Origin of the sequence: Amycolatopsis sp. NBC_00345, assembly GCF_036116635.1 — a bacterium.
Classification (GTDB): Bacteria; Actinomycetota; Actinomycetes; order Mycobacteriales; family Pseudonocardiaceae; genus Amycolatopsis.
The window spans coordinates 959,563-973,801 of the sequence record NZ_CP107995.1; the positions used below are offsets into that span (position 1 = coordinate 959,563).

Annotated in this window: 12 protein-coding genes; 5 read left to right on the forward strand and 7 right to left on the reverse strand. The window is 71.5% G+C overall.

The annotated features are described in order from the left end of the window. The first annotated feature begins 133 nt into the window (after positions 1-133). Genes OG943_RS04410 through OG943_RS04430 form a run of 5 tightly spaced genes read left to right on the forward strand, consistent with a single transcriptional unit; the run spans position 134 to position 4,246 of the window. A complete protein-coding gene (locus OG943_RS04410) occupies positions 134-1,339 on the forward strand; it encodes a PP2C family protein-serine/threonine phosphatase (RefSeq protein WP_328608371.1) in 1,206 nt (401 codons plus the stop codon). Continuing rightward, a complete protein-coding gene (locus OG943_RS04415; protein ID WP_328608372.1) occupies positions 1,336-2,937 on the forward strand; it encodes an ATP-binding protein in 1,602 nt (533 codons plus the stop codon). Before OG943_RS04410 ends, OG943_RS04415 begins: the two co-directional genes overlap by 4 nt. Beyond that, complete coding sequence (locus tag OG943_RS04420) at positions 2,934-3,371, forward strand: response regulator (protein WP_328608373.1); 438 nt, start codon at positions 2,934-2,936, stop codon at positions 3,369-3,371. Before OG943_RS04415 ends, OG943_RS04420 begins: the two co-directional genes overlap by 4 nt. 42 nt (positions 3,372-3,413) lie before the next feature. Next, complete coding sequence (locus tag OG943_RS04425) at positions 3,414-3,806, forward strand: STAS domain-containing protein (RefSeq protein ID WP_328608374.1); 393 nt, start codon at positions 3,414-3,416, stop codon at positions 3,804-3,806. Positions 3,807-3,808: 2 nt separating this feature from the next. Continuing rightward, positions 3,809-4,246, forward strand: coding sequence for an ATP-binding protein (locus OG943_RS04430; RefSeq protein WP_328608375.1), 438 nt, complete (start codon positions 3,809-3,811; stop codon positions 4,244-4,246). Here the strand turns inward: OG943_RS04430 and OG943_RS04435 are convergent. From OG943_RS04435 to OG943_RS04465, 7 genes are all read right to left on the reverse strand, one after another. Continuing rightward, the gene (locus OG943_RS04435) at positions 4,238-5,860 is read right to left on the reverse strand and encodes an AMP-binding protein (protein ID WP_328608376.1); all 1,623 of its coding nucleotides are present in this window, start codon (positions 5,858-5,860) and stop codon (positions 4,238-4,240) included. The two genes, OG943_RS04430 and OG943_RS04435, sit on opposite strands and share 9 nt — an antisense overlap. A gap of 94 nt (positions 5,861-5,954) precedes the next feature. Further along, the gene (locus OG943_RS04440; protein WP_328608377.1) at positions 5,955-6,827 is read right to left on the reverse strand and encodes a hypothetical protein; all 873 of its coding nucleotides are present in this window, start codon (positions 6,825-6,827) and stop codon (positions 5,955-5,957) included. 41 nt (positions 6,828-6,868) lie between these two features. Beyond that, positions 6,869-9,784 carry a CHAT domain-containing protein gene (locus OG943_RS04445; RefSeq protein WP_328608378.1) on the reverse strand — a complete coding sequence of 972 codons (2,916 nt, stop codon included), beginning with the start codon at positions 9,782-9,784 and terminating at the stop codon, positions 6,869-6,871. A 3-nt stretch (positions 9,785-9,787) separates the two neighbouring features. Next, a complete protein-coding gene (locus tag OG943_RS04450; RefSeq protein ID WP_328608379.1) occupies positions 9,788-10,174 on the reverse strand; it encodes a hypothetical protein in 387 nt (128 codons plus the stop codon). Next, entirely contained in the window at positions 10,171-10,413 is a 243-nt protein-coding gene (locus OG943_RS04455) for a hypothetical protein (protein ID WP_328608380.1), read from the reverse strand. Before OG943_RS04455 ends, OG943_RS04450 begins: the two co-directional genes overlap by 4 nt. Positions 10,414-10,471: 58 nt before the next feature. Next, positions 10,472-12,520, reverse strand: a complete 2,049-nt coding sequence (locus tag OG943_RS04460) for a transglycosylase domain-containing protein (protein WP_328612001.1) — start codon at positions 12,518-12,520, stop codon at positions 10,472-10,474. Positions 12,521-13,037: 517 nt separating this feature from the next. Next, complete coding sequence (locus OG943_RS04465; protein WP_328608381.1) at positions 13,038-14,237, reverse strand: HNH endonuclease signature motif containing protein; 1,200 nt, start codon at positions 14,235-14,237, stop codon at positions 13,038-13,040. Positions 14,238-14,239 lie beyond the last annotated feature (2 nt).

Below are 14,239 nucleotides of genomic sequence, written 5' to 3' on the forward strand. Positions count from 1 at the left end.
TTCGAGCCCGGGATGTGGCCCGTGCCTGGGCTTCCTTCGCGCCGCCTCGTCGCCGCGCCGCCGGCGATCGGCCGGGGCCGGGCCGGGTCGGGAAAGGCTGGACGTTCTGTCGAACGCATTGGAGCGGGACACCATGCCGGTGACCCCCGTCGCCCGCTTGGGCACCCCGGGCTTCCGGCTGCGGGTGCTGCTGATCGAGGACGACGACGGCGACGCGCTGCTCGTCGAGGAGATGCTCGCCGACGCGATGGTCCCCACCACCCTCGCGCGGGTGCGGACGCTGGCCGAGGCCGTCGCCGGGCCGGTCGCCGCCGACTGCGTGCTGCTGGACCTGCAGCTGCCGGACGCGATGGGGCTGACCGGGCTGACCCGGCTGCTCCGGCACGCGCCCGGCACCGCCGTGGTGGTCCTGACCGGCCAGAACGACGAAGCGACCGGGGTCGCGGCGGTCGCCGCCGGCGCCCAGGACTACCTGGGCAAGGACCAGGTCGACGGGCCGCTGCTGGGCAAGGCGCTGCGGTACGCCTGGGAGCGCAAGCGCACCGAGCAGGTGGAGCAGCAGCTGCTCCAGCAGCAGCTGCTGGCCAGCGAGAACTCGCGCCTGGAGCGCGGGCTGCTGCCGACGCCGTTGCTCACCGACCCACGCCTGCGCCTGGCCGCCAAGTACCGGCCCGGCCGCAACGGCTCCCTGCTCGGCGGCGACTTCTACGACGCCATCGAACGGGCCGACGGCACCGTGCAGCTGGTGATCGGCGACGTCTGCGGCCACGGCCCGGACGAGGCCGCGCTGGGCGTCGCGCTGCGCATCGCCTGGCGCGCGCTGGTGCTGGCGGGGCTGCCGACGGCCGAGGTGCTGGCCACGGTGGAGCGGGTGCTGGTCCACGAGCGGATCCGGCCGTTGTTCGCGACGCTGTGCATGGTCGAGGTCGCGCCCGACCGCGCTTCGCTGCGGATGAGCCTCGCGGGGCACCCGCCGCCGCTGGTCGCGACCCGGGACGGCGGCGGGCGCCTGCTGCCGGGGGCGAAGCTGGGCGTGCCGCTCGGCGTGATCCCGGACGCGCGCTGGGATCCGCTCGACGTGGCGCTGGAGCCGGGCTGGTCGTTGCTGCTCTACACCGACGGGGTCTTCGAAGGCCGGGTCGGCGACGGCCCCGAGCGCCTCGGCCACGAGAAGATGGCGGAGCTGCTCCTGCGGCTGCTGCGTGAGGCCGGCCCCGACGCCGACCGCGGCGAGGTGCTGGACGAGCTGATCACCCGCGTCGAGGAGCTGAACGCGGGCGCACTCGACGACGACGTCGCCCTCGCCATGCTCACGCACCTCCCCCGGGAGGGCGCGTGAACCGGTACGCGGGCGCGGAATCGCGATGGCCGATCCGCCGCTGGGTCACGCTGCTCGCCGGGCTCGAAGCCGTGCTGCTGCTCGCGGCGCTCGCCGGCGGCGGGATCGCGCTCGCCAACCTCACCAGCGCGCGCACGCAGCTGCTGGACCGGACCGGGCCACAACTGTTGCAGGCCAACGCTTTGTCGCAGGCGTTGCTCAACCAGGAGACCGGCGTCCGCGGGTACCTGCTGACCGGGCAGCGCGACTTCCTCCAGCCCTACATCGACGGCAGGCAGGCCCAGTCCGACGCGGTGGAGGAGCTGCGCCGGCTCGGCGCGACGCCGGACACGGAGGCCGGCAACGACCTCGAAGCCGTGCTGCGGGCGGCGAAGGCCTGGCAGGAGGTCGCCGCCGCGCCGGGCCAGGGCAGCGCCGGACGGCCGTCCCCGGACCTGGCCGACCACGGCAAGACGCTGTTCGACCAGGTCCGCACGAGCCTGGCGACGATGGACGCGCACCTGTCGGTCGCCCGCAACGCCGGCCGGGACGCGCTGAACCGCGCCGCCCAGGTGCTCACCGCGCTGCTGATCGTGATCGCCGTGCTGGTGGTGATCCTGTTCGCGCTGCTCTACCTGTGGCTGCACCGCGCCATCACCCGGCCGATCACGCGGCTGGCCGAGGAGGTGCGGGTGGTGTCGGACGACAACCTGCACCACCCCGTGTACGGCACGGGGCCGCGCGAACTGGTGAAGCTGGGCGCGGACGTCGAAGCGATGCGGCAGCGGATCGTCGACGAGGTCAGCGCGCTGGAGCGTGCGCACGCGCTGCTCGACGTCCGGACGCAGGCGCTGGAGCGGTCCAACTCCGACCTGGAGCAGTTCGCGTACGTCGCCTCGCACGACCTGCAGGAGCCGTTGCGCAAGGTGGCGAGCTTCTGCCAGCTGCTGGAACGCCGGTACAAGGGCCAGCTCGACGAGCGCGGCGACCAGTACATCGCCTTCGCCGTCGACGGGGCGAAGCGGATGCAGAACCTGATCAACGACCTGCTCTCGTTCTCCCGCGTCGGCCGGCGCACCGCCGAGCCGGTGGTCCTCGACACGGGCCGGCTGCTCGACGAGGCGCTCGGCAACCTCGAGCCGGTGATCGAGGAGACCGGCGCCCGGGTCGAACGGGGCGAGCTGCCCGAGGTGCGCGGCGAGGCGTCGTTGCTCACCGCGGTGCTGCAGAACCTGGTGAACAACGCGCTGAAGTTCCACGCCGACGAGGCGCCCGTGGTCCGCGTCGAAGCCGAGCGCGACGGTGACGAGTGGCTGTTCTCCGTCACCGACAACGGGATCGGCATCGAGGACCAGTACGCCGACCGGATCTTCGCGATCTTCCAGCGGCTGCACAGCAAGGCCGCCTACAGCGGGACCGGCATCGGGCTGGCGATGTGCCGCAAGATCGTCGAGCACCACGGCGGGCGCATCTGGCTGGACACCGGGTACACCGGGGGCAGCCGCTTCCGCTTCACCCTGCCCGTCGTGGCCGCCGAGTCCACTGTGGATCCAAAGCTTGTTCCCGCCGCCGAGAGCCAGAACGAGAACCAGAACGAGAACCAGAACGAGGACGCATGACCGAGAGCCTTGCCCCCATCGACATCCTGCTCGTCGAGGACGACCCCGGCGACGTGCTGATGACGCAGGAGGCGTTCGAGCACCACAAGATCCGCAACCCGCTGTACGTGGTGTCCGACGGCGTCGAGGCGCTGCAGTTCCTCCGGCAGGAGGGCCCGTACGCCGACGCGCCGCGGCCGGGGCTGGTCCTGCTGGACCTCAACCTGCCCCGCAAGGACGGCCGTGAGGTGCTCGCCGAGGTGAAGGCCGCGCCCGAGCTGCGGTGCATCCCGGTGGTGGTGCTGACCACCTCGGAGGCCGAGGAGGACATCCTGCGCAGTTACGACCTGCACGCCAACGCCTACGTGGCCAAGCCGGTGGACTTCGACCGGTTTGTCGAGGTCGTGCGCCAGATCGACGATTTCTGGGTCACTGTCGTCAAGCTGCCCCGTTGAGCCGGTGGCGTGCGCGCGGTTGTTGCTGCACGATAGGCATTTGTGACGTCTTCTTCGCCGGATGTTCCCGCCCCCCGCCAGGAGAGCGGTGACCTGCAGGTCACCGTGCGCTGGCGCGGCGACGCGGTGGTGATCGCCGTGGCGGGCGAGATCGACCTGGTGACCGCGCCGGAGTTCGACGAGGTCGTCGCCGGCGTCGTCGACCAGGGCCCGGCCGTGCTGGTGGTCGACCTGGGCGGGGTCTCGTTCCTCAGCTCGGCGGGCCTGCAGGTGCTGGCGGGCGCCCACCGGCGGCTCGGCGAGCGCGGCCTGCGGGCGGTCACCACGTCGACCGCGACGTCGAGGCCGTTCACCAGTACCGGCCTGGACACGTGGATCGGGCTGTTCCCCTCGGTGGACGAGGCGCTGGCCGCCACCCCGGGAACGGGGGAGTGAGCGTGGCGGTCACCGATGAGGGCGCCTTCCCGGTCTCGCCCTTGCGCTGCGACGGCGTGCCGGCCGAGCCGCGCGCCCTGCGCGCCCTGCGGCACCGGCTCACGGCGTGGGCGCTGGCCGCCGGCATCGAGCCGGACCTGGCCCAGGACATCGCGCTGGCCGGTTACGAGGCCCTGGCGAACGTCGCGGACCACGCCTACCACAACAACCACGGCGGCCTGGTGGATCTCGAGGCCTCGCTGCACCAGGACCGCGTCGAGGTCGTGATCACCGACCACGGCCACTGGCGCGCCCCGGTCGCCGACTCGGCCCAGGTGTCGCTGCGCGGCCGCGGCCTGATGCTCCTGCGCGCGAGCGCGGACGCCGCGGAGATCACCCCCGGCGCGGACGGCACCGTGGTGACCCTGGGCTGGAACCTGCCGGTGCCGTCGTCACACTGACGGGCTGGGCACCTCGGCCGCGCGGCGGCGGAGGAGGAAGCGCTGCACCTTGCCGCTGGGATTCCGGGGCAGGGCCGTGACGAACTCCATCCGCCGCGGGTACTTGTACGGCGCCGCAAGGGATTTCGCGAAGTCCTGCAGTTCCGTGGCCTTGCCCGGGGACGGGGCGACGCCGTCGCGCAGGACCACGTACGCCGCCACCACCGAGCCGCGGGCCTCGTCCGGGGCGGCGACCACCGCGCACTCCAGGACGTCCGGGTGGCGCAGCAGCACCTCTTCGACTTCCGGGCCCGCGATGTTGTACCCCGAGGACACGATCATGTCGTCGCTGCGGGCGCGGTAGTGGAAGTAGCCGTCCCCGTCGCGGACGTAGGTGTCGCCGGTGAGGTTCCAGCCGTCCTGCACGAACACGGACTGGCGGTCGTCGGCGAGGTAACGGCAGCCGGTGGGGCCCTGCACCGCGAGCCGGCCCGCGGTGCCGTCCGGGACCGGGTGGCCGTCTTCGTCGAGGATGCGGGCGCGGAAGCCCGGCACGACGCGGCCGGTGGAGCCCGGGCGCGCGTCGCCGTCGGCGGCGGAGATGAAGACGTGCAGCATTTCGGTGCTGCCGATGCCGTCGATCAGCCAGTGCCCGGTCGCGTCGTGGAAGTCGGTTGCCACCGCGGCCGGCAGCGCCTCGCCCGCCGACACCGCGCGCCGCAGGCCGCGCAGCAGCGGCCGCCGGTCGGAGGCGAGGATCGCGCGGTACGCCGTGGGCGCGGTGAACAGCGCCGTGACGCCGTGGGCGGCCGCCAGCTCGGCCAGCTCCAGGGGAGTGGCCCGCTCGACGAGCAGCGTGGCCGCGCCCGCGTGCAGCGGGAACACCAGCAGGCCGCCGAGCCCGAAGGTGAACGCGAGCGGTGGCGTGCCGGTGAACAGGTCGTCCGGCTCCGGCTTCAAAACGTGCCGCGAGAAGGTGTCCGCGATGGCGATCAGGTCGCGGTGGAAGTGCATGGTCGCCTTCGGGCGGCCGGTCGTGCCCGAGGTGAACGCCAGGATCGCGACGTCGTCGGCGGCCGTGGCCACGTCGTCGAACGTCGGCGGCTGCCCGGCACAACGGATGGCGAGGTCTTCGGGCGCGTCACCGCCGTACGCGAGCACGGGCAGGTCGAACGCCTGCAATTCCTCGGTATAGCGGTGATCGGCCAGTGCGAGCGTCGGCGAGGCGGCCTCGACGATCTTCGTCAGCTCGTGCGCGCGCAGCATCGGCATGGTCGTGACGGCCACCGCGCCCGCCTTCAGCACGCCCAGCCAGCACGCGGCGAGCCACGGGGTGTTCGGCCCGCGCAGCAGCACGCGGTTGCCGGGCACCACGCCCAGCCCGGCCAGCGTCCCGGCCACCTGGTTCGCGCGGGCCAGCAGCTCGCCGTAGGTCCACGTGATGTCCGCGGACAGTACGGCGCGGCGCTCAGCACCCCAGCGCGCGACGGCGCCGTCGAGCAGCCGGGTCGCGGCGTTGAGCCGGATCGGATAGGCCAGCTCGGGCCGGTCGAAGACCAGCTCGGGCCACTGGCCGGCGGGCGGCAGGTTGTCCCGGCAGAAGGTGTCCACGTGGGCACTGGGCGAGAGCGGCACGGTTGACCTCGCTTCCGGTGACGGCCGTCACCAGAACGCCACTGTAATACAGTTTACGATCGTCAGGAAGACGCAACAACGGCCGAGGACCGCTTCAGTCGCGGGTGGCGGGCCTCCACACGTTTTCGTCCGTGGTTTCGACCGGGATGGGTGCGATTTCCGTTGTACCGTAATAACCCGGCGGTAGTTTTCGGCGCCGGTGCGCGATCGCCGCCGCGGCCTGGAGGACGATGCACAGCGCCACGTAGCCGAGGAGCAGCGTGGTGAAAGCGTGCGGCTGGCTGCCTTCGCCGACGATGTCGTAGACCACCGGCACCGAGTACATCGCCGGCAGGGTGCCCTGGATCGCCTCGCGGCGCAGCAGTTCGCCCGCGGCGAGGGAGCCGTCGTTTTCGGCGAGCACCGGCTCACGCAGCGTGCTGCGCAGCACCACCGCGGTGCAGATCGCGCCCACCGCGAGCAGGCCGAGCCAGCTCCACGCGTACGTCCGAGCCCCGGCGACGAACATCGACACCGCCAGCAGCGCCCCGCCGACAAAGGTGGTGACCGCCGCCGCGACGGACCAGCCGTCGAGCAGTCCCGTCGGCCGGGCGACCCCGGTGAGGGGGTGGGGCACCAGCTCGACGAGGTTGCGTTCACGGACCCGCCGGGCCCGCCACAGCCCGATCTGGATGGCGGCGAAGATGAAGTACAGGGGGATGCTCTCGGTCATCTCGCGGCCGCGCACGCCCGGCAGCAGCTCCAGGCTCTGATACCCCAGGCTGCCCACGACGCCGAGCACCGCGTACACCGGGAAGGTGCGGAGCCACGTGCCGGGCGTGAGGTGGGCCGCGATCCGGATGCACAGCAGCCGCGTCGGCAGGTTCACCTCGACCCCGTGCCGGGCCAGCCACTTGCGGGCGGCGGCGATCTCCGCGGCCGACGGTTCGGCCGGCGGTCTTCTCCGGCGCGCCAGGAACTTGTTCATGGCCACACTCCCCCAGAAATCGGCCATTGGGCTCCGGATCGTCACACGGCGGGCGAAACCTCGTCAACCACTCGCAGGCTCGGCAGGCCGAACGGGATGTAAGCGAGACCCAGCGGGTTGCCGTCCTCCAGGAGGGCGAGGCGGGCGGACAGCACGGCCTCGCCGAGCGGCGCGCGGTCGACCAGGAACCGGCGCACGAACTGTTCCGCGAAGGTGCGGGCCAGGTCCTCGAACACGGTGATCTCGGTGCCGATCACGGCGCAGGCGAGCGCGTCCTCCACGAAGAAGCTGACGAAGTCGATCGCGCGCTCGGGCTCGAGGTCCGTGGTGCGGCAGCCGTTGAGGAAGACCAGCGGGCGCGTCGAGGCCCAGTGGATGCGGCTGTGGAACAGGTTGTCCGGCGTGATGGCGGGCTCGGCGGCCCGGCCGACGCGCAGGTACGGCACGTCGGCGTCCACGCCGCCGTGGCAGTACAGGTACACCAGGTGCGGGTTGCCGGCAGCCAGTTCGCGCAGCACCGCGTCACGGCCGTCGCGGGGCTGCCAGTCGAGCTGGGGGAGCAGGTCGTGCAGGGCTTGGCAGTGCTCCTCGACGTACTGGAAGTCGCGGTAGACCCCGACGCTCAGCCGCACCGCGCCGTCCACCGCGATCCCGGCGGGCAGGGCCGCGCCGCGCCCGAGGGACACCGGCAGGCCGAGCGCGTGCCGGTAGCCCCAGAACCCGCCCGGGCACACCACGGTGTCGTCCGGTTCCCTGGCCTGGGCGCAGTCGCCGCGGAAGCAGGCCGAGCCCGCGAGCGGGAGCCCTTCGCGGCGGTGGTGCAGGAACTCGGCGCACAGCCGGAGCGGGCCGCTCGTGTCCAGCGGCAGGTCGTACAGCAGCGCCGCCGGGAGCACCTGCCGCGCCGACTCCTTCAGCGCGATCTGGATCAGCCCCGGCCGCGCGAGGGCCGAGCGGAGCCGGTCGGTCATCGCGTACACGTCGCCGCCGGTCGAGCGGCCGAGCGCGCGCAGCAGCAGGTGGTGCAGGCGGAAACCGTTGCGCGCCAAGCTGGTCAGGTCCTGGGTGAGCAGCTCGGTGGACGCCGGACGGGCGTAGCGGTAACCGTCCTCGGCCCGCCACGACTGGTCCGTGCCCCACGCGACCCGCCGCAGCGCGCCGCGGGCGAGCCGGATCTGCGTGGCCAGCTCGGCCTCGCCGATCGTGGCGTCGGAACGGAACAGCTCGCCGCCGTCGGTAGCCAGCACCCGCAGCGCGTGGGTGCCGTCGCCGTTGTCGTTGAGCAGCAGGCTCGCCGTGTGCGGGGTGAAGTCGGGCAGCGGCCCGGGCACGGCGGGGTCGGCCAGCCGGTAGTCCACAGTGGACTGAAGAGCGTCGGCCCGGTACTCGGCGCGCGGCGTGGCGTGCACGGTCACCACGCGGGACTCGACCAGCACCTGCCGCCAGTAGATCCCGCACCGCAGCCGGTACACCCCCGGCGGCGACGGCAGCCGCACCGGGAAACGCGCCCGCTGCCCGGGCGCCAGCAGGCGGAGCGCGTTCGCCGGGTCCACCTCGATCTCACCGGGGAAGCCGAACACCGCGACGACCAGGGTCTCGTCGCGCGGCACGAACCCGGGCAGGGGAGCGGGCGCGGTTTCGATCGAGTAAGGGTTGGGGCCGCTGATGTCGAGCCAGAAGTCGTACGTGCCCCCGGCGGCCAGCGTCCGGCTCGGGGATTCGGGGGAGCCGTTCACCGGGGCGAAACCGGTGTTGACCACGGGCTCCTGGACCGGCGGGTCCGGCGGGGACGGCCGGGCGGGTCCGGCGGATTCGACGGGATCCCGGCCCTGTGGCGCGATGACGTCGGGTGGGTAGCCCTGGTCGTAGCCGCCTTGCGGGGAGCCGCCCCAAGCGCTGCCGCTTTGGCCGTAGCCGCCTTGCGGGGAGCTGCTCCAGGGGCTGCCGCTTTGGCCGTAGCCCTCGTCGTAGCCGGGCTGCTGGTTCCCGGGCTGTGGGTATCCGCCCTGCGGGTACTCGCCCGGCTGGCTGCCATAGTTGCCGGTCTCGCCGACGGCGCCATCCGGCGGTGCTCCGCCCCAAGGTTGTTCGTACCCCGTTCGTGTCTCCCGGAAGAACTGCGCGGTGGCGCGGGCCAGCGCGTCCGCCCGGCCGGGCTCGACCAGCTCGACGTGGACGGCGTCGAGCCCGTTCAGAACCAGCGGGCCGTCGAACCGTAGCTGCACCGCGAACCGCTGCAGGCCGGGCACCACTGGGAATTCCGGTCCGGTCAGGCGGGTGCTCGTCTCGTCGCGTACCGAGGTGATGGTGACGCCGGGGGCCGGGGACAGGCGCAGGCTCAGCCGCCGCGGGCGGTTCGCCGCCGCTCGGAGCGCGGGACCCATCGCGGAGGACTCGACGACCGCCAGCGACCCGGACAGCTCACGGGTGATCATCGCCAGGGTGCGCCCGGCGCCGACCCCGACGGCGTCGCACCTCAGCGCACCGCGGCAGGCCTGCAGTGCCGCGTCCAAGAGGATCGGGTCTTCGCCCTCGTGTGCGCCGAGCAGGGTCAGGTGGGCGTCGAAGAAGTCGCGGGTCAGCGCGTTCGCATACCGGAGCCAGTGGCCGTACGAGAGCGGGCCGCGGTGGCCCTTCATGCGCCGGACCGCCTTCATGGCGGCGGCGCGGCTGAGCCTGTCCGCCGCGATCAGCCCTTGCGGGGGATAGCTTTGCTCGACCCGGTCAGTGCCCAGTACCACCGCGAAGTACGTGCCGTCGGGCAGCGCGTCGACGGCCGTGGCGACGGCGGCGCGGACCGCGCGGGCTTCCCGTCGCTGCGTGAGCAGGGAGCCGTCGACGAGCAGTACCTCCGCGCGCGGCGGGACGTCGACGGTCAGCACCGTCACACCGTCCCGGTCGTTTTCGCCGAGGCCGACGACCGTGGCCGTGACCGAGAAACGCGGATCCGGCGCCACGGCCTACCGCCTGACCTGGCCGGACTCCGGGTCGCCCATGGCGCCGTGGTCCGGGCCGTCCGGAATGGTCTCGCCGGGGGCGGGTGACCGGCGGCGGCCGTCGATGAAGTAGTCGACGCCGAAGCTGGGGGAGCGCCGCACCAGCACGGCCAGCACCAGCAGGTAGCCGAAGAACCCGGCGAACAGGCCGATGCCGTACGCGCCGAACAGGTCGCTGCCCGCCGGGAACAGGGCCAGCACCGCGCCCCCGCCGATGGTGCCGATCAGGCTGACCAGGTCCGGGAACCGGACGCCGCCCGTGCGGTGCCGGTTGATGTAGTAGACGTACCAGCCGACCAGCGCGCCGAAACCGCCCGCGCCGAGGAGCTGAACAGTCGACGCCGGTGTCATCGCCGCCCCGCCTTCAGCCGCGCACCGGCCACCGCCGAGACGGCGAACGCGCAGGCCACCGCGGCCAGGAAGCCCCACATCGCGGGCCCGCCGCCGAAGAACCACACCTGTGCGGCCGGCACCGCCGTCGCCGGCACCAGCACGGCGGCTGTCGCGCGTCGCGGGGCGGCCGCCCACCCGAGGGCGAGCAGCCGGCCCCAGACCGCGCCGAAACCGCAGGCCCCTGCAACCAGCACCACGTCCGCTCCCCTCAGCCGTGACCGGTGGAAGAGCCCATCATGGCGTATCGGGGCGGGTTCAGGAGCGGGCGTCGAGGTACGCCGGGTCCGGCGGCGGGATCGGGATGTCGGGCTGGCCGTCCAGCAGGGTGCTCATCGCGTGGAAGTACGGCGGCGCGGCGACCGTGCCACCGAACGCGCCGTGCCCGCAGTTGCCCAGGTGCACCGGGGTGCCCGGGCAGATCTCCGCCGGGTGCGGGCCGTCGGCGAACACCATCGACGACACCGCGAAGTTGTCCACGCCGCCGACGAACGCGACGGACTCGCTCTCCTGCGTGGTCCCGGTCTTGCCGATGTCGGGCCGGGTCCAGCCGGCGGTGCGTGCAGCGCTGGCCGAGGTGCCGATGGTGGTGTCCTGGCTCAGCCCGGACTCCAGCGTGGCCGCGACGCCCTGCGGGATCACCTGCTCACAGGCCTGCTGCTTGACCGGCACCGGCTGCCCGTTCCGGTCGGTCACCGACAGGATCGGGTCCGGCGGGCACCAGGTGCCGCCGCTCATCAGCGTGGCCGACACGTTCGCCATTTCCAGCGGGCTGACCGGGCTGTTGCCGAGCGTGAACGACAGCAGGTTCTGGAAGTACTGCGACTGCGGCTGGTTGTACTGCGGGTTCTTCGACAGCGCGTTGCCGGGGTCGGTGATCGGCGGGTTGCCCGCGTCGTTGGTCGCGAGGGTGTTGCGCAGCCCCAGCTTCCGCGCCATGTCCAGCACCGCGGGCATGCCGACCTGGCCCTCGAGGCCCACGAACGCGACGTTCGGCGAGGTCGCCAGCCCGTTCGCGAGCGAGATCGGGTCCGGGTAATTGGTGCCGTCGTTGCTCACCGGGTAGCAGTGGGTGTACTGGTTCGCGTTCGGCGGGGTGAAGCAGTTGCTCATCGGGTTGGGCAGCGGGGTGTTCAGCCCGGCCTTGCCCGCCACCATCGCGGCGGCCGTGGTGAAGATCTTGAACGACGAGCCCGCGCCGAACTTGTTGCTCGCGTCGGCCACGATGTCGGTGGACGTCTCGCCCTGCGCCGGGTCCGTGCCGTAGTTCCGGTTCGCCACCATCGCGAGCACCTGGTGCTGGCTGCTGCCCGGCTGGATGACGGCGAAGGTGTTGGCGACGCCGTCCTGCGTGGTCGGCACGTTCGCGTCGACCGCGTCCTTGGTCACCTGGCTCACGTGCGGGTCCATGGTCGTCTTCACGACGTAGCCGCCGGTGTCGATCTGGTCGGCGGTGAGACCGGCCTTCTGCAGGTAGTTGATCGCGTAGGTGCAGAAGAACCCGGCGTCCGGCGCCGCGCCCATGCAGGTGCTGGGCGGCGTCTGCGGGTGGGTGCCGACCACACCCAGCGGCGTCGCCTTCGCCGTGACTCCGTAGGCAGCGGGCAGGGAATGGGCGGACACCATGGCATCGATGACCACATTGCGGCGTTTGAGCGCCTGGTCCGGATGCGTGTACGGGTTGTAGACGCTCGGGTTGTTCACCATGCCGGCGAGCAGCGCGGCCTGCGGCACGGTCAATTTGTCCGCTGTGGTCCCGAAATACGCTTGCGCGGCGGCGCCGATGCCGTAGACGGTGCCGCTGTACTCGACCACGTTCAGGTAATCGGCGAGCACGTCGTCCTTCGACACGGTCTGGCTGACCTGCACGGCCATCTTCGCCTCGCGCAGCTTGCGCGCCAACGAGTCCTCGCGGTCCTGCGCCTGCGCGTTCTTGTTCCCGCGGTCCACCACGTTGATCAGGTAGTTCTTCACGTATTGCTGGGTGATCGTCGACGCGCCCTGGATGTTGCCGCCCGAGCTGTTGTTGACCGCCGCGCGCAGCATGCCCTGCGGGTCGACGCCGCCCTCGGTGTAGAAGCGGCGGTCCTCGATGTCCACGATCGCGGCCTTCATCGTGGTGGCGATCTGTGCCGCGGTGACCGGAACGCGGTATTGCGAGTACAAAGTCGCGATCGCGCCGCCATTCCGGTCCGTCACCGTTGTCACCAAAGGCGGGTCCGCGTGCGCGAGGTCGGCCGAGATCTCGTCGACCGAGTCACTGACCTGATTGGACAGAACACCGGCGCCGATCGCGACCGGCGCCATGGTGCCGGCGACCAGGATCCCAGCCAGCACACACAATCCGAGGAACGGGGCTACCCCCCTGCTGCGAGCCACAGACGCCACGTTAGGACCGCCTGGGTGAGACGGGCGTGGGGTGAGACGTTTCTTTCATCGGGCCAACCTTCCCAGCAGTGCCGAGGCTACGCCGATCGCGATCGCCGGGGCACTTGCCAGGACGCCGAAGTCCGGCCTGGGGTTGGCTGGGGCGCCGAAAACAACCCGTGCAGGGTATCCATCTGATCGCTCGGCGGGTTGGCGTGGCTCGCCTGCGTTGAGCCGGCGCGGGCATCAGGTTCACCGGATAGTGGGCGTTGGAGCCGAGCGCGGCGGCATGGTGATGGCCTGCCCGATGATGGACAGGCAGCAGAAGAACGCCGAGCACTACGACCATGACCATCGCCAGCGGTCGCAGCGGGTTCGTGGTCAGCGTCGCGAGATTCCGCTGTCCTTGCCTGGTCGCTCCGCGTCCGGTTTTGGAGGTTTCGCGCTATGTGCCGGGTCAGGCGGCTGCTTCGTGCCCGGCCTCGCCTGTGGTGTCTTTGGCTCGGTTTTCGTGCAGTGGTGGTGGTTTTGTCGCGTATACCCGCCCGTTCGGTGTGGTGATCGTGCCTTCACCGCCGGGCGCCGTGGTGCAGGACCAGTCGGGTTCGTCCTTGAGGCGGTGGTGTCGCCGACAGCGCGGGCCGAGGTTGTCTTCGGCGGTGTGGCCGCCTGTCGCGAAGTCTCGGGTGTGGTCGATGTCGCTGTACTGCGACGGACGATGACATCCCGGGTGCTGGCACACCCGATCCCGCACCTGCACCAGGTCAGCGAGCGCGGCTGGTGGCCGGTAGCGGGTGCGGCCGACACTGCGGACCTGCCCGGTGGCGGGTTCGGTGATGATCCGCCGCCACACCGAGTTCGAGTCCGCCGCGAGCGCCCGCGCCAGCCACGCCGGAACCGTGCCACAACCCGACAACTCGGCGGGATCCTCGTTCAACCCGGCCAGCGTCAAAAGGTCCACATACAGGTAGACAACGGGCTTGACGCCACTGTCACCCGGCGCCCGGTTCAGCAGCCGATCGACCAGGACATCCGCACGCAGTTGATCCAAAGTCCGGACCTCACCGCCGCGACGCAGCCTCCGCGCCCCCTGATCGAGAGAGGTGTAGATCGCCGACGCTTGTTCCACGGGCAGATCACACAGCAACGTGGACATCGTCTCGTCCTGATGCACCAAGCAGATGTTACGGTCGCGCCGCCGCGCCCGGGATCTTCGCTCATATCCTTCGGCATCCACTTTCTGCACCACCCGATTCACCGCGGCCCGTAACGACGACGGATTCTTCCCCGCCAACCGGGCCGCCACAATCGCATCGACCTGACGAGCCATCTCATCAGAGAGAGCTATCGTCGGCTCGAATACCATCCGCGCCTTGAAAGCATCGATCTCCCCACGCCGGAATGCCGCGAACGTCTCCGGCAACCGGGTTGTCAGCGCCTGCGCCAACGCGACATCAGCCCCCGCGCGCCGCTCTGTCACCGACAACTCCAACGCCAACTCCGCCGCCACCGACCGGGCAGATCCACCCGTCGCCGCGAACAACGCGACATCAGCAGCCTGCTCGGCCTCCAGTTGTGCTACCCGGATGGCCCGTTCATGAATCCGAGACAAAACATCGGAAGCGTCCTGTAAAGAAGAATCCCCATAATTGCTCACCC